At 37.0% G+C, this 24,789-nt stretch carries 17 protein-coding genes; 6 read left to right on the forward strand and 11 right to left on the reverse strand.

Features of this window, described 5'->3' with window-relative positions; translation table 11 throughout:
• Window positions 1-146: 146 nt before the first annotated feature.
• The 5 genes from addA to ACFIMM_RS01820 all read right to left on the reverse strand — a co-directional run bounded on the left by addA (window position 147) and on the right by ACFIMM_RS01820 (window position 11,973).
• Window positions 147-3,623, reverse strand: a complete 3,477-nt coding sequence (gene addA, locus ACFIMM_RS01800) for a double-strand break repair helicase AddA (protein WP_375682593.1) — start codon at window positions 3,621-3,623, stop codon at window positions 147-149.
• Entirely contained in the window at window positions 3,620-6,742 is a 3,123-nt protein-coding gene (gene addB, locus ACFIMM_RS01805; RefSeq protein ID WP_375692587.1) for a double-strand break repair protein AddB, read from the reverse strand. Before addB ends, addA begins: the two co-directional genes overlap by 4 nt.
• A 386-nt stretch (window positions 6,743-7,128) precedes the next feature.
• Window positions 7,129-8,703, reverse strand: a complete 1,575-nt coding sequence (locus ACFIMM_RS01810) for a peptide chain release factor 3 (RefSeq protein WP_375638149.1) — start codon at window positions 8,701-8,703, stop codon at window positions 7,129-7,131.
• Window positions 8,703-10,364 carry a lysine--tRNA ligase gene (locus tag ACFIMM_RS01815; RefSeq protein WP_375620882.1) on the reverse strand — a complete coding sequence of 554 codons (1,662 nt, stop codon included), beginning with the start codon at window positions 10,362-10,364 and terminating at the stop codon, window positions 8,703-8,705. The genes ACFIMM_RS01810 and ACFIMM_RS01815 overlap by 1 nt, the downstream gene beginning before the upstream one ends.
• Before the next feature lie 373 nt (window positions 10,365-10,737).
• Window positions 10,738-11,973, reverse strand: coding sequence for an argininosuccinate synthase (locus ACFIMM_RS01820; protein ID WP_375612782.1), 1,236 nt, complete (start codon window positions 11,971-11,973; stop codon window positions 10,738-10,740).
• A gap of 170 nt (window positions 11,974-12,143) precedes the next feature.
• Here ACFIMM_RS01820 and ACFIMM_RS01825 point away from each other — a divergent pair, with 170 nt between their 5' ends.
• Complete coding sequence (locus ACFIMM_RS01825; protein ID WP_375612781.1) at window positions 12,144-12,785, forward strand: LysE family translocator; 642 nt, start codon at window positions 12,144-12,146, stop codon at window positions 12,783-12,785.
• Window positions 12,786-13,575: 790 nt separating this feature from the next.
• On the opposite strand, the gene rlmN is transcribed toward ACFIMM_RS01825, so the two are convergent.
• The 6 genes from rlmN to lptC all read right to left on the reverse strand — a co-directional run bounded on the left by rlmN (window position 13,576) and on the right by lptC (window position 20,731).
• On the reverse strand, window positions 13,576-14,802 hold the full coding sequence (rlmN, locus tag ACFIMM_RS01830) for a 23S rRNA (adenine(2503)-C(2))-methyltransferase RlmN (RefSeq protein WP_375638148.1): 1,227 nt from the start codon (window positions 14,800-14,802) through the stop codon (window positions 13,576-13,578).
• Window positions 14,803-14,843: 41 nt separating this feature from the next.
• A complete protein-coding gene (locus ACFIMM_RS01835; RefSeq protein WP_375611465.1) occupies window positions 14,844-15,347 on the reverse strand; it encodes an invasion associated locus B family protein in 504 nt (167 codons plus the stop codon).
• Window positions 15,348-17,232: 1,885 nt separating this feature from the next.
• The gene (gene ptsN, locus ACFIMM_RS01840) at window positions 17,233-17,697 is read right to left on the reverse strand and encodes a PTS IIA-like nitrogen regulatory protein PtsN (RefSeq protein WP_375611353.1); all 465 of its coding nucleotides are present in this window, start codon (window positions 17,695-17,697) and stop codon (window positions 17,233-17,235) included.
• Window positions 17,698-18,609: 912 nt separating this feature from the next.
• On the reverse strand, window positions 18,610-19,404 hold the full coding sequence (gene lptB, locus ACFIMM_RS01845) for an LPS export ABC transporter ATP-binding protein (protein ID WP_012754448.1): 795 nt from the start codon (window positions 19,402-19,404) through the stop codon (window positions 18,610-18,612).
• A gap of 6 nt (window positions 19,405-19,410) precedes the next feature.
• Window positions 19,411-20,010 (reverse strand): LptA/OstA family protein, encoded by a 600-nt coding sequence (locus ACFIMM_RS01850; protein ID WP_375611352.1) that lies wholly within the window; start codon window positions 20,008-20,010, stop codon window positions 19,411-19,413.
• A gap of 76 nt (window positions 20,011-20,086) precedes the next feature.
• Window positions 20,087-20,731: an LPS export ABC transporter periplasmic protein LptC gene (gene lptC / locus ACFIMM_RS01855; RefSeq protein ID WP_375611351.1), complete on the reverse strand. Its 645-nt coding sequence runs from the start codon at window positions 20,729-20,731 to the stop codon at window positions 20,087-20,089.
• Window positions 20,732-20,914: 183 nt separating this feature from the next.
• On the opposite strand from lptC, the gene ihfB reads away from it, so the two are divergent.
• The 5 genes from ihfB to lspA all read left to right on the forward strand — a co-directional run bounded on the left by ihfB (window position 20,915) and on the right by lspA (window position 23,953).
• Window positions 20,915-21,193 carry an integration host factor subunit beta gene (gene ihfB / locus ACFIMM_RS01860; RefSeq protein ID WP_273790186.1) on the forward strand — a complete coding sequence of 93 codons (279 nt, stop codon included), beginning with the start codon at window positions 20,915-20,917 and terminating at the stop codon, window positions 21,191-21,193.
• 7 nt (window positions 21,194-21,200) lie between these two features.
• Entirely contained in the window at window positions 21,201-21,497 is a 297-nt protein-coding gene (locus ACFIMM_RS01865) for a lipopolysaccharide assembly protein LapA domain-containing protein (RefSeq protein ID WP_273790185.1), read from the forward strand.
• Window positions 21,498-21,670: 173 nt separating this feature from the next.
• A complete protein-coding gene (locus ACFIMM_RS01870; protein WP_375611350.1) occupies window positions 21,671-22,603 on the forward strand; it encodes a class I SAM-dependent methyltransferase in 933 nt (310 codons plus the stop codon).
• 2 nt (window positions 22,604-22,605) lie between these two features.
• The gene (locus tag ACFIMM_RS01875; RefSeq protein ID WP_375611349.1) at window positions 22,606-23,460 is read left to right on the forward strand and encodes a TrmH family RNA methyltransferase; all 855 of its coding nucleotides are present in this window, start codon (window positions 22,606-22,608) and stop codon (window positions 23,458-23,460) included.
• On the forward strand, window positions 23,450-23,953 hold the full coding sequence (lspA, locus tag ACFIMM_RS01880) for a signal peptidase II (RefSeq protein WP_375611348.1): 504 nt from the start codon (window positions 23,450-23,452) through the stop codon (window positions 23,951-23,953). Before ACFIMM_RS01875 ends, lspA begins: the two co-directional genes overlap by 11 nt.
• Window positions 23,954-24,789: the final 836 nt, after the last annotated feature.

Here is a 24,789-nt window from a genome sequence, read left to right on the forward strand (position 1 = left end):
TTGGTATAATAACAATTCATATCAAGTTATTGCAAAGATAAATTATTAAAGGACTTTTTTACACTAGGGATTGTGCGTTGTGTTTGTTTGAGCGATTTTATGAAAGTAAATAAAATGTAAAAATGCTTTGCAAGGAAAAGAGTAACTTATAAGGCAACTTCACTAAGAAATGCCTCAAGTTTTTCTGGAGGAAGTTTAAAAATTTTGGCTTCTTTACTGTAGATAAGCAGAGCCTGTATATCTTTATCGGGATGAATAGCTTGCAATAACTTTCGATAAAGAGCCATTTGCAACCAATGATGAGAAGCAATAGCAGCTTCATTTTCTGGCGGGGTTCCTGTTTTAAAATCTGCAAAGATAACGCTGTTTTGCGTGATGTAGAGACGGTCAATTTGACCAGAGATTGCTTGTTCTTTTCCACGAATTTTCACAATACCCATTAAGGAGACCTCAGCACGTGAATGCTCAGAGAAAAGGGGTTTGAGATAAACATGATCTAATATTTTCCAAATATGGCAAAGAGCATCTTCTCTTTGGCTCTCATGCCAATGAGAGGCTTTGATATTGAGATAGTTTCGAGCATAATCTCGACGTTTTTGTGGGGGACAATCGGGTAAATACTGTAACAATCGGTGAACGAGATTACCATATTCAATGGAAAAAGCTCTGTTTGTGTTCATGGCTCCTAAAACAGGTGAAGTGGTAAGCTGTTTTGGACTTAAGGACAGCTCTGTATCAGCTTCAATGGAAAGGCTCGCCACTGACGGTTTTAACGGTTTTGGTAACACTGGTTCTGCTGGTACTTTATGGGAGAAAAAGTCTGGTAGAGGTGGAAGTGTTTGGCACTCAACGGAAGAAATTTTTTGGTTTATAGAAGTAGAAGAAGGCGGTGTAATGCAATAACGCCAAGCTGCAATATCTTCCGCAGGACCTTTTATAGCTACCGCATGTGGTTCGAGAGCTCTCTTTACCAGTTGTAACCATGTATGAGATGGCGTTTTCGGACCTTTATACCCGCAAACAAACAAGCGATCTTCAGCGCGTGTCATTCCTACATAAAGAAGGCGCCTATACTCCTCTTCAGCACGCTCTTTTAAACGCAAAATTGCTTGTTTAGAAGGCATTGTATCGAATTCTGCATTAGGGCGCCAGATAAAAGCTTGTTGGTCACTCAAATATGCATTGTTCAAGGGAACTTCAAGCAAGTGAGGTGAATGCTGGGGATGCCAAATCGCACTACCGGGATCAACTAAAAATACAACAGCAGCCTCCAGTCCTTTTGCGGCGTGAACAGTCATGATGCGAATTTCTTCATGATTTTGGTCAAACTCACGTTTAATTTCTGGTTCACTGACACTTAATGTTTCCAAAAAAGCTTGTAATCCTGGTAACCCCGTTTTTTGAATCGCGAGTGTGTAGTCCATAAAAGCATCAAGCACATCATTGGCTTCCGAGCCTAAGCGCGCTAAAATTTTTTGTCGTCCCTTATCATCATTTAAGATATGACTATAGAATTCGAAGACTGGTATTTTATCCACTAAAGTACGATATTGACTCAAGCTTTCAAAAGTATCTTTAAAAGGAATATGCGACGATGCCTGTTCACAAAGGCTTTTCCAAAGGGAGCCTGTACGGTGAGCGGCAAGTTGATAAAGTTCCTCTTCGCTAAGCGCAAAGAGTGGACTTTTTAAAACACAAGCAAGAGACAAATCGTCTTGTGGTTGCAAAACAAAACGTCCGAGTGCCATTAAATCACGCACACTCATATGTTTTATAAGCTGTAAACGGTCTGCACCAGCGACGGGTATATTGCGTTGTTTAAGGGCACGAGAAAGCGCTAGGGCAAATTGATCACGCTTACGAACCAAAACCATAATATCACTAGCACGCAATAACCGCCCTTTTGCTGGAAGCATTTCTCCTTTGTGTAACCAGCCTGCAATCGTTTCAGCAACTTTTTCTGCCAAACGTACTGCTGGTATATCTAAATGATCAACAGTTACATGCCAATCATCAGGAAATTCGTCTTTTTCTTTAGAAATGGCATCCCATAAAATAACTTCACCTGGACTGTGAGTACGGATAGCTTCGTGTATGGTTTTTGTATTTTCTGCTGAAAGCCCTTTATAATTCTCTGGTGTTTCAAAGACAAGATCCACACTTTTAAGAACATCGGCTGTGGAGCGAAAAGAGTAATTCAATTGTATTTTTTCAAATTTCTGCTTTGCTTGTTGTGCTTTTTTTTGAATAATTTTGCCATTTGCAGCAAAATTTTCTGGTGCAGCGCCCTGAAAGGAATAAATAGACTGTTTTTCATCTCCAACAGCGAAAAGAGTACGTATATTGTCACGTTGACTATGACCTGTAAAAAATTCTTGCGCTAAAAGTTGAATAATTTTCCATTGATCAGGGTTCGTATCTTGTGCTTCATCAAGCAAAATATGATCAAGACCCTTATCAAGTTTATAGTGCACCCATTGGCTTGCACCTTTGCGCTGTAACAAATGGAGTGTGCGCTCAATGAGATCATCAAAGTTTAAAAAACCATTGGCTTTTTTTAAATTTGCATAAATTTTGAGATAAAGGGCACAAAGCTGAAAAGCAGCCATATTGAGGGTGGCAACTTTTGCACAGTGATATTTTTCTAAAAGAACAGAAAGCTTGCTTTGTTTATCTTTAATCAATTGTTGAATAAAAGGCCAAATTTCATCTGATTTTTTAGACGATATAAGTGCAAAATTACGAGGTTTACCTTCTGTTGTAAAATAAATATTTGAAACAATATCAATGATAGTTTCTTCATCACAAGCAGTTTCTAATTGGGGAAGTTTTTCAATGATACTCTTAGTGTTTTTATTCCCATGGGTTTCACAATGGTTAAGAGCATAAAGAGGAAGACGAGCAGTCTGTTGAATTTTTTCTAGTAATTGCTGATTTGTATCATCAGGTGCTAAATTAAACAGCGCCCGCAATTTCTCTTCTCCATTTTCAGACAGAAGAGAAGACAAAAAATCAGACAGTTTATGTTGCTTTTCAGCTGCTTCATACAGCAATTGGTTAAAAGTATGTTCACTGATAACCTTAAGCAGCTGTTTTAGAGCGGGTTGTATATCATGATGCTTTAAAAGTTGGCAGCGGGCTTCTTGTAGTAATTTCTTGCGGTTGATATCATCTATGAGTTCAAAATGTCCAGCAATATTGGCTTCTAGCATAAATTGATGCAAGAGAGATTCGCAAAATGCGTGAATAGTCTGTATTTTCAAACCACCAGGTGTTTCTAAAGCACGAGCAAAGAGTTGGCGCGCATAGGTTATTTTTGTTGCACTGATAGGTTTGTTTTCAAACTTCGATAAGATTTCTTTAAGCTGTGCATCATCGAGTTCATTCCAGCTGGAGAGTGTGCGAAAAATCCGCGATTGCATAACAGCGGCGGCGGCTCTCGTGTAAGTAAGGCATAAAATACGTGCTGGAGAAGTACCGTTTAAAAGCAAACGAATAACGCGTTCGGTTAGAACATGGGTTTTTCCAGATCCTGCATTTGCAGAAACCCATACATGTGTTTTTGGATGTGTTGCTGTTGCTTGTGCATCAAGGGCTGCTTCAGGAATAGAAAAAAGAGTCATGATTGATCTCCTTTATGAAATCCATTTGACCATTCCCATAAGCGTGCCAGATGATCATAGTCACTTTCATATTGTTTTAACATAGGGACTGCGTGTGAAAGATAGCCTTGTTGTGGATTTTGATAATACTCCATTAACGCGATAAGATGTTCCCACGCCCTTTCACCAAGATTAATAACATTTTGGTGATCTTTTTCCGCTTTTTCTGAAAGAATTAATTGAGGAGTAATCTTACCTTTTCCATTAAGAGGAATATAAAATAGTTTTGAGGGGGACAGATTTTGAAAATCTGTAAAAGCTCCTCTCATTAATAGAGCGGTTTCCAATGCTAATTGTGGAAATAATAATTCGCGAACCTGTTTTGATGAAGGGGGTGTACTCGTTTTAAAATCAAGTATTTCAACCGTTTTGTTTGGCAATATATCAATACGATCAGCACGTCCTGAAAGAGTTACCCCTGTTGTACCTATGGGTATTTTTTGCGATTCCACTTCCGAATGTCGTATTCGGGGTTCTAGACTTTGTTCCCATTGCAAAATAAAGGGAGCAAGATTTTCAAATGTATTCCACCAGATTGTTTCAACATCAGCAGGCAAATTAAACTTATCAAATTCTTTACGTCCAATAGCGAGCAACACATCTAATGCATTTGCAGCATTTAGATTTTTTATTTGTGTGCAAAAATCTGCAAGAATAGCGTGATAAAGTGTTCCGCGTTCAGAAGCACCAAGGTCATGAATAAGGGCTTTAAGTGGTTTGAGCCTTAAGATTTTTTTAGCATAAATGGCATAAGGGTCATGGCGTAACGTTGTTATTTCGGTGATGGAAAAATGACGTGGACGCACTGCAATGGGTGGCACAGGGCAAGGGCGTGTTGCACAAGCAGACATGTCCGTATTGTCAAGCATCTTTGCCCAATGGCGTATCTTTTCACCTCGTGCACGGATTTGTTTCCAAACTTGTTGTCCTACGACAGTTTCTAAGCGTTGTAGCCAGCGTGAAGGGAGAGAAGGAACATGATCAACTCGTAGTGCTCGGCTCATCACCACTTTATCCATTCCCATCGCCCATTGAAAATCATGCGCGGAAAGACCAATACGCTGTTCTGGTGGTTCCAGAGTTAACATCATTTTCATCGGTCGCGATAAAAAAGCATCATTTCGGGTTGATATCGGCCATGATCCTTCATTAAGACCACCAATGACCACTGTATCAACCGTTTGCAAACGCGATTCCAAAGTACCCCAGATGAATAAACGTGGATGTCCTCCAGGCGAAGGTGCGACGGAACGGGTTGCTATTATGGCAGAAAACATAGCGGGCCATTCACAAAGATGAAATGTTAATCCCGATTGATCACTGACCAATTCACGCAAAAAATTTGATAAGGCTTGTCCTGCTTCATGTTGATAAAGATGTGCAAGAGAATTATCCTCATTGCGACCAAAATTTTCAAAAACCTCAACAGTTGCTATTGCAGCCTCATTGATGGTGCATTCTTTCTCTTGTTTCATAAGAGACGTTAAAGGCTCAACAGCTTTTTTTAAAAGATGACAAAAGAGACGTGCTTCTTCACATTTCTGCTGATCAAGGGTGTTATTTTCAGAACTATTATGAAAAGATGTTTCAATCCATTTTTCAAGAAATTGATCACATTCGCAAAGATTAATACGCCCTGTATTCCCTCGAAGAACAAAAAGTTCAAAATTTTCTGCCATTTCCCGTAAACGATGACGATTTTGTTGGAGTGTTGTAAGGGGATGTTTAAGAAGAGAAAGAAAAGCAATGGGATCATCAGGTTGCAATACATTTTCTAAGATAAGTCGTAAGAGAGTTACAGGCAATGTTTGTGCAAGTGGTATTCCGCCTGAATCATTTGCTTCAATTCCAAATCGCTGTAATTCCACAGCAACACGGCGTGCTAAATTACGGTCATTTGTAATAAGGGCTGCAGTTTTTTGAGGTTCTTCAATAGCTTTGCGTAAGGTAACAGCTATAGCGAGAGCTTCTTCACGTTCATTTATAGCTTCAATAAATGACCAATCTGCACAAAGATTTTCATAATCATCACGGATAATTTGTATCCATTTATCTGTTGTAGAAGCAGGTCGGAGTGCTTCTGATAAAAGAGCCATTCGTTTTTTCTTTGTTATACTTTGTTGGCCAATTTCGCAAACATGATGACGTTGACACTCCATGAGAGTTAGAAGTTTTTTTAAATGATATTGAGGATGGCTAAAAACATTTTCTGCAGGATCAAAACAATCACAAGCTGTTTTTTCTTTATTGCTTGTGCTTAGTGCATTCCATTGTTCTTCATCCATATGAAGATCAAGGCCAGGAAGAACAACAGCCCCTTTGGGCAGAGAAGCTATAACCTTTAAAAGATGAGAAACTGCGGGCATAGAACCTGACACACCAGCAGCAATGATAGGTTTATCAGGCTGCGTGCATCGCAAAGTCTCTGCATGCATTGTGAGTGCTTGATTACGCCATTCCGCGGGATTGCTTCGTTGCCTTTCGGTCAAGATTTGTGGCCAATTTTGCGTAACAATAGTCAGAAAGTCGAGCGTTATTTGCCACCATTCAGCGACCATATCAGGTGCAATATCTTTAAGTTTCGACCAATCTGCTCCTTCTGTTTCAATTTCGTCCATCAAATGCGCTAAATCCTGAGCAAGCCAAATTGCATCAGCACTATGAGCCGGAATAAGTACATCTTCTGTACCAAACATGGCACGCAGATGCGCAGGTAAATTTTCACGCCATGGGCGAATAAGGCGCGCTAAAAGCAGTAAGCGTTCACTTTTTCCAATGGGTGGATTCAGAGTGCTGGTATGATTTTCAACAAAAAGGAAACTGTCTTCATCGACATCTCCTAGAGCACGAATGGTTGGTAAGAAAGTTGATTGTGTATCGCTTCTTTCAACAAAGGCTAAACGTAAAGCGCGAGCAGCACGACGTGTCGGAACATAAATAAGGCTATCGGCAAGGGCAGTTTGAATGTCTCCATTGGGAGCGAAATTATCAATAAGGGTACCGGAGAGCAGTGCCTCAACAAAGTGAGGCAAAAAAGCCATTCCAGAAGATATAGAAAAGACACGTGGTTTATAAGTCATATGATCTCATATTGGGAATAACAAATTTCATCTTATTGATTATTTGCTTTATTTTGACTGTATACAATTTTCATACAAGAAAAAACTGAAAAGCTCTATTTATACAGGAGATTTTTAGCTGACATTCAAAATACTGAAATATATGACCTTGTCTTAAGCTATTGTGAAAAAATATATCAAAATTTTAAAAGACGTTACAATTACAAATATATTATAACTTATTGAATATTATAAAATAAATTTACCGTATTCTTTATACAGTGCAATCTGAAAGTGTTCTTTACATACTCCTTTTGTTTTCAGAAAAAATAACAATATTCAGATCCCCAACTCAATATGAAAAATCATTATCAACCAAATTGTTACATAAAAAATTCTTCTTTATTTTAAGAGCGTACTTGATAATCTTTAAAAGCAGAAAATTTTATTTTAGGAGCTCTTTCTGCTTCATAATTTAATGAAAAATGGTTCTCCGCTAAAAAAACTGGATCACCTTCTAAATCATACGCAATAGCAGAGCGGTGATTGCTGAGAAACTTTTGCAACTCATCTTTGCTCTGCGCTGAAATCCAACGGCATAAATTAAAGCGCGCAGACTCAAAATTCACTGGCAAAGAATATTCTATTTTTAATCGTTCTTTTAAGACATCAATTTGCAAAGCACCAATAACACCAATGAGAGAAGGCGACCCATCATCAGGAATAAACAATTGTACAACCCCTTCTTCAGCCATTTGTTGCAAAGCTTCTTTGAGCTTTTTTGCTTTCATTGGATCGCCTAAACAAACACGACGCAAAATCTCTGGTGCAAAATTTGGTACTCCCTTAAAGAGGATATCTTCTCCTTCAGTCAAAGTATCGCCGATACGCAATGTTCCATGATTAGGGATCCCTACGATATCACCAGCATAGGCTTGATCAGCAATTTGGCGCGAACGCGCAAAGAAAAATTGTGGAGCCGAAAGTGTCATCGGTTTTCCTGTTCGAACCAACTTTGTTTTCATACCACGTTCAAGTGTTCCAGAACATACCCGAAAAAATGCAATACGATCACGATGATTAGGGTCCATATTCGCTTGAATTTTAAAAACAAATCCCGTCATTTTAGGTTCAGTTGCTATGACATTGCGCTGATCTGCACTTTGATCACGAGGACTTTGACCAAAATCTATAAGCGCATTGATCAAATCACGAACACCAAAATTTCGCAAAGCTGAACCAAAATAAACCGGTGTCATATGACCTTCACGGAAAGCTTGAAGATCAAAATTCTTGCAAACACTTTGAGCGAGTTCTACTCCTTCAAGAAAAGTGGAACGTTGATATTGGGGAAGTAAATGGACAACCTCACTGGGATTTGAAACGATCCGCTGTGTTATCTCATCATCTTTTTGGCGAAAACGGTTATGATGAAGGTCATAGGTCCCGACAAAATCTTTACCCGACCCAATGGGCCATGTTATGGGGGCGGTATCAAGAGCAAGCTTTTCTTCAATTTCATCTAAAAGCTCTATAGGATCACGTGCCTCACGATCCATTTTATTGATAAAAGTAACAATAGGAATATCCCGCATCCGACATACTTCAAACAATTTCAGTGTTCTTGGCTCAATTCCGCGTGCCCCATCCAATACCATGATAGCACTATCAACAGCTGTGAGAGTGCGATACGTATCATCCGCAAAGTCCTCATGTCCTGGAGTATCTAGGAGATTAAAAATATGATTTTCATATTCAAACGTCATCACCGAAGTCACAACGGAAATACCACGATCACGCTCAATATTCATCCAATCAGAACGGGTTTGAATACGATCTTTTTTGGCTTTTACTTCTCCTGCAAGTTGAATAGCACCACCAAACAATAAAAGCTTTTCTGTTAATGTTGTTTTCCCCGCATCTGGGTGAGCAATAATTGCAAATGTACGGCGTCGCTTTACTTCCTGCACTCTTCGTTCCATTATTCCTCCACAGGACGTGCAAGTGTTTCAGCAATCAGTGCACGCATTTCATTAATCCCATAAAGCGCTATAAATGATCCCCATCGTGGACCTCGCTCTTGTCCAAGAAGGACTTCATACAACATTTGAAAAAAAACATTAGAAACACCAGGCCCACCTTCAGGGCTTTTTTTGCTATGATCTTGATAGCGTTCCGTTAACCTTGCAACATCAAGAAGCATATTTTGTAATATGTTGCCATCAACAGTTTCAGGTAAATGAGCTAATTTTTCATCAATTTGTGCTAATGTTGCTCGTTCGCTATCATCTGGTATACGAAATTTCTTGTTTGGTTTAACAAAAACATCAAAATATTTAATGGCAAACTTCACCAATTGATCAAGTTCTGGATAAGTTTGTGCATTTGCTTCTTTAGCGTAACGAGAAATAAAACCCCAAAGAACTTCTGCATTCTCTGCATTTGAAGCACTTACCAAATTTAAAAGCATCGCAAAGGATACAGGCAAATCAACCTGCGGTGGACAACCATTATGAATATGCCATACAGGATTACTGAGCCGTTCTTGCCATTTTTGACGACCATAAGCAGAAAGATGAGCATAATATTCATCTACAGCTTTAGGAATAACATCAAAATAAAGCCTTTTTGCTGTTTTAGGTTTTGAAAACATATAAAGCCCTAAACTCTCTGTTGGGGCATAAGTAAGCCATTCATCAATGGTTAAGCCATTTCCCTTGGATTTGGAAATTTTCTGCCCTTTCTCATCTAAAAAGAGCTCATAGTTGAATCCTTCTGGGGGGGTTCCACCTAATACTTTACAAATTTTAGAAGAAAGATTTGTGGAATCGATAAGGTCTTTTCCGGCCATTTCATAATCAATGCTAAGTGCTGTCCAACGCATTGCCCAATCTACCTTCCACTGACACTTAACTTTGCCCCCCGTAACCTCTGTTTCTATGGTTTCTCCTGTTTCAGGTTCAATATAAGTGACAGTCCCTTTTTCAACATTACGCGCAATCATCGGTACCTGTAATACTTTTCCAGAAAAGGGAGAAATCGGTAGAAAGAGTGAATAGGTCGCTTGCCGTTCTTCACCTAATGTTGGTAAAATAATTGCCATAACCTTGTCATAACAGGCAAGGATTTTCAAAAGTGTTTCATCAAAACGACCGGAATTGTAATAATCCGTAGCACTTGCAAATTCATAATCAAAACCAAAACGATCAAGGAAAGCCCGTAACCGCGCATTATTTGCCGCTCCAAAAGAAGGATAATCATCTCCAAAAGGGTCGGGTACACGGCTCAACGGTTGACCAAGATAATGTTCCATCCTCTCGCGATCAGGCACATTCTCAGGAACCTTGCGCAAACCATCCATATCATCAGAAAAACAAAGTAATTTTGTTTTTACTTTATTCTCCGTGAGAATATGAAATGCATGACGCACCATGGTTGTACGTGCAACTTCCCCAAAAGTTCCAATATGCGGTAAACCAGAAGGGCCATAACCTGTTTCAAATATCACACTGTCTGGATAACCCGTTTTTTCATACCGTTTGATAATCTTACGTGCTTCTTCAAATGGCCAAGTTCTCGATTGAGAAGCTGCATCTTTTAATTCAGGCGTAAGGTTGAGGGTATCACACTGATCACGCATCATTATTTATCCTAAAAATTACACTCTTTCAAAATAGGGTGTATGGTTCTTGAATTTATTCGTCAATAATAGCAAGCAAAAAGATGAAAATTTCTTTATACTCTTAAGTCACTATACAAAAACCGCCCTCGTTATAAATATATTTTGTTCTGATAAAAATCAAAAACATTCAATATTATAAAGCAAAATTGACCTGTTTTGATTATCGAAGCCTTCATTGCTATTATTATCATGGGTTTTGCTTATTATATTTATTAGCGCAGAAGATAAGCTTCTAGTATTGAACGAAAGAACGGTAAAAACCAACAGAAAAATGCTTAAACTAGGCATTTCATACAAAAGCACTAATCCATATTACACTTGTCACCGTAATTTTCTATTTCTTTTCTTTATCACCTTGATGACGCATTGCTAATGTACGCAAACGTAGAGCATTTAATTTAATAAAACCAGTTGCATCTCTTTGATCATAAACACCTTGATCATCCTCGAAAGTTACTAACTCACTGGAATAAAGTGATTTTTTACTTTGGCGCCCTTCAATAATTACATTCCCCTTATAAAGCTTTAACGTGACTTCACCTTCAACATGTTCTTGAGATAAATCAATAGCTGCCTGCAACATCTTACGTTCCGGCGAAAACCAAAATCCATAATAAATGAGTTCTGCATAACGTGGCATCAATTCATCTTTTAAATGAGCTGCGCCACGATCTAACGTTAAAGATTCTATAGCTCTGTGAGCCGTCAAAAGAATGGTTCCACCTGGTGTTTCATAAATACCCCGTGATTTCATACCCACAAAGCGATTTTCTACCAAATCTAACCGACCAATACCATTATCGCGCCCATAATGATTTAACTCTGCAAGTAAAGTTGCAGGTGATAAATTTTTTCCATTGATTGAAACAGCATCGCCTTTTTTAAAGCCAAGAGTAATTCTGGTTGCTTGATCTGGAGCATCTTCCGGCGAAAGAGTACGCATATGGACATATTCAGGAGCAGGAAGTGCTGGATCTTCTAAAATCTTTCCTTCTGATGAAGAATGCAATAAATTTGCATCCACTGAAAAAGGCGCTTCACCTTGCTTATCCTTTTCTACAGGAATTTGATGAATACGAGCAAATTCAAAGAGATCTGTCCGACTCTTAAAATCCCAATCACGCCATGGAGCAATAATCTTTATATCAGGATTAAGCGCATAAGCGGAAAGCTCAAAGCGTACCTGATCATTGCCTTTTCCTGTTGCTCCATGAGCAATGGCATCTGCCCCTGTTTCCTCAGCAATTTCAATAAGGCGTTTTGAAATAAGTGGACGTGCAATTGATGTTCCTAAAAGATAAGTCCCCTCATAAACGGTATTGGCTCGAAACATCGGAAACACAAAATCACGCACAAATTCTTCGCGCAAATCTTCAATGTAGATCTCTTTAACACCTAGCATTTCAGCTTTACGACGAGCAAGTTCTAGCTCTTCCCCCTGCCCCAAATCTGCTGTAAAAGTTACAACTTCAACACCTAGCGCACTTTGCAACCATTTAAGAATAATTGACGTATCCAATCCACCTGAATAAGCCAAAACAACTTTTCTAATATTTTGCCACTTTTTCATTTTAACGTTCTATATGAGCTACTTTTTTATTTCTACCCAAAAATCAAAACGATGCAAGAAATATAAAAATAAATTCTTTTTAAGCAACATTAAAAAGACGCAAAAAGCGTAAATAAAGGTGCCTCAAAGTATAAATAGTGAACACTGCTTAAAAATAAAAGGAGATTTACGTGTCATTTCTACCGGAGTGGTCTATTGTTGTACAATTTGCTTTAGCATCGTTGATTTTAGCACTTATTCCAGGACCAGATATGATGCTTTCTGTAGGACGAACCATTACACAAAGCAAAAAAGCTGGAATTATGTGCGCCTTGGGTAGTGCAACAGGGTTTGCCATTCAGGTTACCGCTGTAGCACTTGGCTTATCAGCGCTTATTTTTGCTGCACCACATACTTTTGTTCTTCTGAAAATTGTTGGCGCCTTTTATCTTTTATGGTTTTCCTTTCAAGCTTTACGGAGAAACCCCACTTTTTCCTTTGAACAGACATCTTCTAAATCTCAAAGCGCTAAACGTAACTATCTTGCTGGTATTGGAATTAATCTTCTCAATCCTAAAGTTATACTCTTTAACGCGACATTCTTACCACAATTTATCAATGCGAATGATCCTATGGCAACACAAAAATTGCTCTTTTTAGGACTCTCTTATATTCCTATTTCTTTCCCCATTACAATTGCAATCGTTTTTACAGCGCATAAACTTACCAAAACTCTCAAAAAGAACCCTCTTTATATTCGCTTTCTCGACTGGCTTATTGCTGGTACTTTTACCAGCTTTGCCCTCCATCTCCTTGTGGTTACAAAACATTGATTTATACGTGTAATGTATCGCTTTTAATTTAAATAAAAAAAACAAATATTATAAGATTTTTTCATTTCAAACCTGTTTGTTTTGGATAAAACAATACCTTTCCTTTGTACATCACAAGAGAAGCTGGAGTTTTCGTATGGATAAAAACTATCTAAGAAAAGAATAAAAACACCTCTTATAAACCATCTCAAGTACTAAAAGCTGTTACAACATTGGGAGCTGAAAAATAGAATGGTGGTACCAATTTACACCTTTATTAAACATAAAGGTGTAGGAGTACAATACATTTACAGAAGCTTTTTGTTATACTCCTCACAAGCATTATCGTGATATGAAGAGTGTACTAAGAGATACTTAAAAAACATATCAATGGATAACTCAATGGTATTTATATTTTAGATCCTCTGTTTTGCTTGTGATGCGTGATCTTATTTAAGAAAATAATAAACAAAAGCATGAGGCAGTGCACAATCTCCACTTTTTAAAAGATATTACCGTAGATGCTTTTAAAAGACATAAAACCGAATTAACGAGTATGATAATAAGGTAGAAATTAGTTATAATCCTTAAGACCTCATATTCCCTCTAAATTAGGTTTCCTTCTTATTTCAGAGATTATGTAAACAGACTATAGACAATCTCTTACCCCATTTAGCATATAAACGCTGAAACTGTTCGTCTAGCACTTATCCATCTTAATCTCTGTCTCACATATGCCATCGCATGAAGTTTGGATATTAAATTACAAACAAAAAAGTATAGGCCTCGATATCGCTGAAAATTGCGTTACCTAATGACCAATGGCATTTTCAAGTCGTAAACGTTCAGATTTACGTAAGCGCTCTGAAGCTGATTTAAGCTGTCCACATGCAGCTAAAATATCGCGTCCACGCGGTATCCGAATAGGAGAAGCATAGCCCGCTTGATTAACGACATCAGCAAAACGCTCGATTTGCTCCCAATCAGAACATTGATAATTACTCCCTGGCCACGGATTAAAAGGGATTAAATTAATCTTAGCAGGAATCCCTTTCAATAACTGAATCAATCGCTTAGCATCATCTAAACTATCATTGATATCTTTCAGCATAACATATTCAAATGTGATTCGTTTTGCATTGGAAAGACCAGGATAATTACGGCAAGCCTCCATTAGTAAAGCAAGCGGATATTTTTTATTAATGGGAACAAGCATATCCCTTAGTGTATCGTGTACTGCGTGGAGTGAAATTGCTAACATAACACCAATTTCTTCTCCAGTTCGGATAATTCCAGGAACAACTCCACTAGTTGAAAGCGTAATTCGACGTTTTGATAAAGAAAGTCCATCGCCATCAGAGGCAATCAATAAAGCTTTTTTAACAGCTTCAAAATTATAAAGAGGTTCTCCCATTCCCATCATAACAATATTGGTAATTTTTCGTCCTTCAATGGGAACAATTGCTCCATCAGGGGTATTCTTATCAGGAAAATCACCCAAACAATCACGTGCAACCAATAATTGTGCCAAAATTTCTTCTGCGGTCAGATTACGAACAAGCGTCTGCGTTCCCGTATGGCAAAAAGAGCAGGTTAACGTACACCCTACTTGCGATGAAAGACATAAAGTACCACGTCCTTCTTCAGGGATATAAACCGTTTCAATTTCAACAGGCCTTCCAGCTCCACGTGCAGGAAAACGTAAGAGCCATTTACGCGTACCATCTTTTGATATTTGTTCTCCAACAATTTCTGGGCGCGCAATGGAGAAATGACACTTAAGTGTTTCTTGCATTGCTTTAGAAATATTCAGCATCTCATCAAAATTTGAAACACCACGCACATAAAGCCAATGCCAAAGCTGACGCACACGCATACGCGTTTGATGCTCTGGTACACCAACTGTCTTTAAAGCTTGCATCATTTCATCTTGCGACAAACCAATTAAAGAGAGCTTAGAACTCTCCTTCACGACCACATTATCTGTTTTTCGTGCAAAACATGAACCAACTGGTCTAAGGTCATAAGAAATGGCCATTGCTTTCCAATTCACATCACTATTTTAGAGTTATCGAAACCTTAATGGCACTTTTGAGCTGCATTTAATGCAGCAGTGACCCCTTTTAAGGAATAAGTATAAGTGGTATGCGTTCCTCGTTTTGATATCGCTTGCACTGTCATATTGCTTCCAGCACGCATAGCAGAAACAAGCTGCTTTTCTAGCTCTGATGACGCCAGCCAAGCTGAGGAATCTTTCGTGAAAAAATCAAAGTCCTTACCTCCAATGGTCACTGTCACTCTCGACCCTTCTTGAAGGGTATAACCAGCCATAAACTGCGGTTCAAACGAAATAGGTGAATGAGAACGCTTGGTAACCAAGAAAAAGTTATCACCATGATTAACTGTCGTTGGAAGAGCCTTCAAAGGTACCGATAACACATAGCAAATCGTATTTTTGGGCGATTTATAAGAATAGGCTCCCCACGCTTCAAATTGATTTAAACGGCTTGGCGTTTGTGCATATGCCACTCCCGCTGTAACAAGAACCATTACAGATGCAGCAATAACAGTCTTTTCAAACATCTTCATTTAGCTCACTTCTTTAGTCTCTAACAAGATTTTCTTCATTGGAAAAATTCAACAAAAACTCCTCGATATTCATGTGTTATTGTCCTAATTCCTTCAATAAGCGAAATATTTTCACACTAATCAAAATAGATTTCTACGTTTCATTGTGACCTTTTAATCGTTACCAAAACATAAACTTCTTATTCAATAACCACATTAAAAAATAATATCTTCATTTTACGCTACTTATTTCGTTTTTGTATAAAAAACGATTTCTTTAAGCTATAGAACTTCAAAACGAGATGAAAATATACCATCACTCTGTTAAGAAATAAACCATACTCTTTATATCACAAGCAATCTGATGCAAAATTTTGAAAATACACCCCGGACTCCCCGCAAAAAAGCTTAATCGCCTTACGAATATCACTTCTCGACTTTATGCATTCAATACATTTATGTTCGCAGAATACTCCATCTTTTACTCATTATAGTGCATTCATATTTCGTATTCAATATCGTCCCGATAACACTTTTTCTCAATCTTCAAAAGACCTTGTAAAAATAATAAAATATTATCAAGATATTAATAATAAAACATAAAGAATTTAGATTCTATCTCAATAATCACATACAATTTTGTTTCTTTTGATCTTATTTCCCTATATACTTCATCTCCAATTATTAATTTCTAAAATGATTTTAGTAGCTTATAATAGCTTAATCGTATTATTTTAATGTATTAGACGATATTTTTCTTTCTGTTATAAAAAACTTCTTAAGAATTCTTTGGGAAAGTCTCCTTATCTTATTTCTAAGTAATTTATAAAAAGAAATATAAAACTTTTTTCTATAGCAGTTCTAACATTACCGTTTTTTAAACAATATTTTAATCAATTAAAGACACTTAAATAAATCTTCCTATGCATAAAAACTCTTTCACCCAACCTAAAGGTATAATTTTCATTCTTACCGTACAAAATTGTTCTTTAGCATGAGCTCTATACAACAGCAGACATCTAAATCATATCTATAAAATAGTTGATCTCTCCACTTGTGAAGAAGAAAGCTGGCACCATAACACTATTTTCCAGCTCCCAATGTTTTGCACAACTCTCGATACTTTAGACGATTCATAGGAAGCATTTTTACCCCTTTCTTGTACAGTTTTTATCCACACGCTAATTCCGTTTACAACGTGCAAGGAAATGGTTTTGATTGATTCAACATAAACAAGTTTGGAATGAGAGAATTTTACAATATTCGGATCTCTCATCCAACATGCGAAATAGTGAATTATATTTAAAATCAATATCTTGCTATACTGAAGATACAATATATCTCTTATTTTTTCTTGAGCATTAAAATATTATCCCTAAACACTCAAACTCAACTTACAAAAAAATTCAATGCACAAATAAACTTTTCTGTTGATTTCTTTCCCGCTTTCAAAGGACGAAGATTCTTAATCCAATCTGGACTGAAAAAGTTTGGATTCTTGTCGAGCGATCTCCTCTTTTCTTCCCACTCATGTGATTCACTTAACTAAAGGCTCTACAGACAAGTCCTGTTTAAAAATATTTACCACGCACTCTAAAAGCACTTAATATATTAAGAAGACTTACAGAATTTATCTCACCATATCTCAAATGATAGTGTTTTTACAGTATAACAGGATAAAAGAATCCACGAACATAATAATTAGATGCTTTAATATACGAGAACAAGAAAGGAAAAGCCCTTCGTTTTTGTTGGTTGCTCTTTAAAAAGAAGGTTCAATTAGAAGTAATTTTCTTAAATCTCATGACATAACCTTTTATTATTAGTCTTAAGATGCAAATTATATTATTTCCTACGCTCTGTAGTGCATACCTCGCAATTTATACGCTCATAATAACTTTTAAGCTGCATTTGATTCTGAAGTTTGAATCAATAAAGCATAAAGCGCATTGGCATTATGCGTACTGCGCAACTTTTGTACAACATCAGTGTGACGCAAAACACGTGCGATCTGTGATAAAGCTTTTAAGTGATCTGCACCAGCATTTTCAGGTGCTAAAAGGAGAAAAACGAGATCTATAGGTTCGTCGTCAAGAGCTTCAAAATCAACAGGACTTTCAAGACGTGCAAATATACCAATGATCCGATTAATATCAGGTAATTTTCCATGAGGAATCGCAATACCTCCACCCAAACCCGTTGAACCAAGCTTCTCGCGTTGTAAAACAACATCAAAAATCACATGCTCACTAAGACCTGTTAGCTTGGAAGCTTTTTCGGCTAAAATTTGCAGAACCTGTTTTTTCGAATTAGCCTTAAGAGCCGGAATGATCGCTTCCGGTGCTATTAACTCACTCAAATTCATACTTTAATTTTCCTCTTACACGCTAAAATGCTCATCAATAAACCTATAAACGCTATAGATACTTAATGTTCTTTCACTTTTCGCAACATCGCATGTGTTTTTACTTTTCAATTTATAATGGGTGATGGCTCAATACATCTCATATCACTTCTAAAACAATAATAAATAGTATTCGGATCATCATTAACGGCATGAGAAACCAAACAAATGAAGTTGTTCATAAAGTTAATTTCCTTACGACTCTAGGAAAGGCCATTATTCATAAACTTATTAAACTTGTCATAAGAGTTGATGTATAATCCGCCATCAGAGTTTTTCTTTCTTTAAACAATGAGCCCTTAAATTAAGATGAAAAGCATACTGAGCAAAATGGACCTTTACTTTGAAAATTACTGTATAGCTTGAACATCGACTTATAACAAGAATATAAAGATTTTTAGAAATTTAATGATTATTTTAAAAGATTTATAGATTTAGCCTGATATCTGTAGCCAAGCTCCTATTTTCAAATAGGCGATATAAACCAATAAAATACGACAACTCCTATTGAATAACCGCAATATATAAACCGGTGCTCCCATCAAAATACCTAAAACAGCATCATCGATATATTTTTTGATTCGACAGAGAAAAATATGATAAATATCTCTTACCTTTCAATAACACACGCATTTATTGAGAGCTTCGTTTATCACTCATTATCACGTTAATCTAGTGATATCTTTTCTATGATACAATTATGAGTAAGCTAAACTTATAAAACAACAAACTAACCTCTAATGATGAAGCCTTTTTCACCACTCAATAACAACATTAAGGTTATAGTCATAAAAGAAGTTTTGGCATAAATAAGGAAATTTTCAGTAATAATGTTTGGTTAAACTTAAATGGAAACTCGTGAAAGCTGTAAAATCAAAGAGAAAACTGATTTCCCAAATAAATTCTGCGTACATCAACGTTGTTGATAATATCGTTAGGACAACCGTGAACTAACACCCGCCCTGTATGAATAATATAAGCGCGATCGACAAGCCCTAATGTCTCACGCACATTATGATCCGTTATTAAAACACCAATGCCACGCCTCGTTAAATGACGAATAAGTTGTTGAATATCGAAAATAGCGATAGGATCAATTCCTGCAAATGGTTCATCAAGTAACATAAAATGGGGACGAGAAGCTAAAGCGCGCGCAATTTCAAGTCGCCGACGTTCACCTCCAGATAACGAAAGTGCAGACATTTTACGTAAATGATCAATTTTAAATTCATGTAAAAGGCTATCTAACTCTTCACGTTGTTTAAGGCGATCTTTTTCAACGACCTCTAAAACAGCTTTAATGTTATTTTCTACTGAAAGACCACGAAAAATAGACGCTTCCTGTGGAAGATATCCAATACCTAAACGCGCACGTCGATACATCGGAAGATGCGTAATATCAAATCCATCAATTTTAATGGATCCTCCATCAGATTTTATAAGCCCTGTCACCATATAAAAACAAGTTGTTTTACCTGCCCCATTGGGCCCTAAAATGCCAACGGCTTCTCCCGTACGAATGCCAAAAGAAACACCATTAACAGTTCGTCTTCCTCGATAAACTTTAATCAAATTACTGGCAATCAAGGTCCCTTTTAAGGGATTTTTTGAAGCTTCACTTTCAAGATTATACCTATCGGTCTGTTTTTTTCTTTTGATTCCAAACATGAAATCTTAATGGCCATTCTTTTGATTTTGTTTTAAAATAATAGAAACACGACCTTTTTTCTTAGGCGTCTCACAACCTTCTAAAAAAGCCTTTCCGCTTTCCATATTTGCCGTTAGTTTGCACCCCGTTGCCACATTGTCACCATCAGTTAACACAACATGATTCCCTGTCAAACTCATCATTTTTGACTTTCCATCAAAAACGCCTTTATCACCCGTAGCAACTTGCGTAGCAATTTTTATATAAACTTTTCCTAAAGCTTCCATTTTTTGTATACTCGACGAACCAAATAAAGAAACAGATGATGCCTTTGTATCTTCCTTGTTTTTATCAATTTCTTTATATGCTTTATCGTAGTAAACAACTAATTCTGCCGTTTTTAAAAGACGTTTACCTTGTACCACTGAAACATCACCCTTAAAAAGCGCTATCCCTTCTTTATCACGTATTTCCAAAGAATCTGCATGAAGTTCTACCGGTTCTTTATCGCTTGATAGACTTATTCCAAAATGAGCCACTTCAGCATATCCTAAAACTGCTCCTTCTCCTAACATTCCCATGCTAAAAGCTAACATCACACCTATCCATCTTTTGTACGATTTCATTATTTCAATTCTTCTGTTTGTATATACACATACTTCTCTTTATAAATATCCTTTAAAGATTTGTATTGATATTGCGTTATTGCTTTTGAAGCACTAAATGCACACCACCATGGAAATATATGTTTTTTCCTTTTTCTCGAATTTGTAAGGCGTTTGCGGCAAGATTCAAACCGGCTTGCTGAATATTAACACGTTGATCTGTTTTTAACTGTCCCTCGGATAAGTTAATACTAGCTGACATAAATTGTACCATCATCCCATCATTCGTCGTAATCGTGAATGGCTTATCCAACTGTAAAAAACCATTAATGTTATCGTAAACCCCCCCTTGTGCGACGAGAAAAACCTGTCTTTGTTGGCCCATAAATGCTCTAGCTGTAATGTTTTGCAACCCAATCATTCCAGCGTGGGTATGATCTTGAAATGCCTTTTCTGCTTTAAGCCAATAAGGTTCATGAGCACGCGTATACCCTTCTAATTTTGGATTGAGCATCGTCAAATTCATCACGCCACTTTCTCCATTATTCAAAGGCATAGAATCAGAAGTAACGGGAACCAAGAAAAACGTAAACCAGCAAAAAACCAGCGCTGAAATCAACGCTAAGAGAGGTAAAAAAATTTTTAATATGCTAATGCGACGCGAATGACGGGATGCTTTTTTTAAAACATCTCCAAAAGATGATTGCGTTGAAAAGGCTTTATAATGATTGTGTACGGACATACTCTCCTGATCTCTTAAATCCTCCGCATTTTTAATCTGTATACCCTTTATAGAAGGTATTTTCAAATTTTGTTTCTTGCAATTTGTTTTTTCTTGATTTTATTTTGCTTTTATCCGTTTATATATTGTAATATGCATGGAGTGCACAATTACAAAATGTTTTTGTGTGAAAGTGAGGCTATTGTGGTAAAATCAGAGCTTGTACAAATTATCGCTCGTCATAACCCGCATCTTTTTCAACGGGATGTGGAGAATATTGTAAACGCTATTTTTGAGGAAATTGCAACAGCACTTGCAAATGGCAATCGCGTTGAACTTCGTGGATTTGGAGCTTTTTCTGTAAAAAGCCGTTCAGCCCGTAATGGACGTAACCCACGAACAGGTGAAGCCGTTTCTGTTGAAGAAAAGTGGATTCCTTTTTTTAAAACTGGCAAGGATTTACGCGACCGTCTTAATCAGTGAGAAACTTATGATAATTAAACGTATTCTTCTAACAAGTATCGGTGTGATTCTCGCAGCGGTTTTGATTGTTTTTATCGTGGCTAATCGTCAAATGGTTCCGTTAACCCTTGATCCTTTTCGAGCAAATCCTGAAAGTTTTACTTATCATGCTCCCCTCTTTATATGGCTCTTTATCTTCTTTGGTTTTGGTATTTTATTAGGAAATCTGATCAGTTGGTTTTCCTATCACAAATACAAAAAAGCTCTCAAAAAAAGTAAAGCCGAGATTGAAAAATTGAAAACATCTATCACAAATTTGGTGTAATGGTATTTAAATGAAATCTTTTCTCTCTGTATTCTATATTCAGTACAGAGTTAAAAGTGCTCTTTTTCTTTTTTTATACATTGTTTTAATTGACTTTAGCTTTTTTGCACTTTTACGAAACATTTAAGAGCTTTATAATATATTTTTATACCTCATATACCGTGATACAAAACATGCCTGCACAATGCTTTCAATTCTCCCATAACAATAGATATCCGCAGGAAAAGCTACCCCTTATTTTAGAAACGGGTATAAGCGAAAACTATGCTCTCATTGATTCTGGTCATGGACAAAAATTAGAACGTTATGGAGCTTACCGCATTATTCGACCAGAAGGTCAAGCACTATGGAAACCCGCTTTACCACAAAAACAATGGGCTGATGTTGATGCTATTTTCACAGGAAACCTTGATGAAGAAGGGGTTGGGCGTTGGCATTTTCCTAAAAAGCCACTTGATGAAACATGGGTTCTTGCTTGGAATGGATTGTCTTTTCTAGGCCGTTTTACTTCCTTTCGTCATGTGGGGGTTTTTCCTGAACAAGATGCCCATTGGCGCTCTATGGAAGAACAAATTGTTAAAGCCGAACGCCCTATAAAATTGTTGAATCTTTTTGGCTATACAGGTATTGCCTCTTTGATTGGAGCACGAGCGGGTGCGAATGTTACCCATGTTGATGCTTCTAAAAAAGCCATTGCGTGGGCAAAAGCTAATCAAGAAAGAGCAGGATTACCAGATCATTCTATTCGCTGGATTTGCGATGATGCTATGAAATTTGTCGAGCGTGAACTGCGTCGTAAAAAAAGCTATGATATGATTCTTCTTGATCCCCCTGCTTATGGGCGTGGACCCCATGGTGAAATTTGGCAACTGTTTGATCATTTACCCGCCATGATCACAAATTGTCGTAAACTTCTCTCTGATAAACCGCTCTCTGTTGTCCTTACAGCTTATTCTATTCGTGCTTCCTTCTTTGCACTTCATGCTTTAATGCGTGATGCATTTGTAAATCTTGGTGGTACGGTCGAATCAGGAGAACTCATTTTGCGTGAAGAAGTTGCAGGACGTGCTCTTTCTACTTCTCTTTTTAGCCGTTGGATTGCTTGAATATGTGTAGACCCAAAACTGGTAGAGTGAAAGAAATTACCTCTCTTAGCAACCCCATCATAAAAAATCTTAAAGCACTTAGCCAAAAGAAAAACCGTAATAGAGAAGGTCTTTTCATGGCAGAAGGATTGAAATTGGTCATCGATGCTCTCAATCTTGGCTGGACAATACAGACGCTTATTTTTTCTAAAAGTGAAATCGGTAATGCTACTATCGAAAATACTGCCGCACGTGCTGTAGCCAACGGTGGTTTTGTTATTAAAGCCTCACAAAAGGTTATGGAATCACTTACCCGACGCGATAATCCACAAACAGTTATTGGTATTTTCAAGCAAAAATGGCACTCTTTTGAAATGATAAAAGGGCAGATTAAAGATGTTTACATCGCGCTTGATCGTGTACGTGATCCTGGAAACCTTGGTACCATTATTCGAACCGCTGATGCTGTAGGTGCTAAAGGTGTTATTTTAATTGGCGAGACAACAGACCCTTTCTCGCCTGAAACAGTCCGCGCAACCATGGGATCTATTTTCTCTGTACCACTTTATCGTTTTGATGAAAACGGCTTTTTAAACTGGTCTTCTCACTTTAAAGGTATGATTGTTGGAACACACCTCAAAGGTTCTCTGGATTATCGCACACTTGACTTCAAAAATGGCCCTATTATCCTTTTAATGGGGAATGAAAAACAGGGATTATCAGATCTTCTTACGAATCGGTGTGATAAACTTACGCGTATTCCACAAAGCGGACGAGCAGACTCGCTTAATCTAGCTGTAGCAACAGCTGTTATGCTTTATGAAATCCGTCGCCCCTATTTAATACTTGAACCATGTGAGGAAAAACATGATTCGTAAATCACTCCCTTTTCTTCTCTTGGGCTTGGCTTTTACAGTAGTACTTGATCAAGCTGTCAAATACTGGGTTATGCACAATATGCCTTTAGGAACAGAAATTTCGCTTATTCCTTTTCTTTCCCTTTATCATGTGCGCAATTCTGGCATTGCATTTTCGTTTTTTTCTTCCTTTTCTCAGTGGGGAATCATCGCCATCACGATCATTGTGATTATCTTTCTTCTATGGTTATGGAAAAATACTGAATATAATAAGTCTTTAATGCGCTTTGGCCTTATTCTTATTATTGGGGGAGCCATCGGCAATCTCATTGATCGTATTCGCTTTCATCATGTCACTGATTATATACTTTTTCATATTGATGATATTTTTTATTTTGCTATTTTCAACCTTGCAGATAGTTTTATCACTCTCGGTGTTATTGCCATCCTTATTGAAGAATTGCGTACTTGGATGAAAGCAAGGCGTCATTCCAATAGTACATCTTCTCACTGATATGTTCAGTGCCTTAGAAAACAGAGATTATTGACCATCACAAGTCTGATTACGCATTGATTTCTCTTAATCAATTCTTGTTGCTCGTCATTTCACGTGTTTCTCTTCATGGGACTATAAGATCTTACTTTCTTTTCAACTTTACATTTCTACACTTAGTTAGTGCAAAAGAAATGAACTCAAATAGAATCAATATTTTTTATCCATGTGTCCTACATCACAATTTTTGAGGAGACATTTCACAGCATTCGAAGTTCTGTTTATTTGATTAGAACAATTGCTTTTCGTATGTTTTTTAGTTTTTACAGATATCGATTTTACAGAGCCTTTCTTAAGTGCTTCGTTTAAAAACTCTCCTTTTTTATTTTATATATTGTTTAATAAAAAACATTTTTTCAACTATTCTCAATGGTGTCTTGTTAAAGCAACATATTGATTATAAATATAAATTACCGTTTTTCATATTGAATTAAAGCCCTTACTATTCTAAATCTCTTTTATTTGGAATCTGTTCATGTTGAATCCATTAAAACCATGTCTCTTGCAAGACACAAGCAAGTCAATAATCTTGATTGATTTAATATGAACAGATTTTCAACCAGAGAATCTTGCGATATTCGGAGTATCATTTAGCATTCAAAAAGACAATTTATCATTATACATCAATATATTATAAAAAATCCAATTCAATAGCTCTTATAACCGTGCAAAACAGATGCAATATTGGAGGTTGAAATAGTGTGATGATACTTGCCGCTCTTCTCATAAACGCAAAAATAGTGAATATTTTATAAGGGATTGTATTACATAGTTTCTGTGAAAATAGAAAAGTTTTT

This window comes from Bartonella sp. AP258QHHD (assembly GCF_042196145.1).
Taxonomy (GTDB): domain Bacteria; phylum Pseudomonadota; class Alphaproteobacteria; order Rhizobiales; family Rhizobiaceae; genus Bartonella.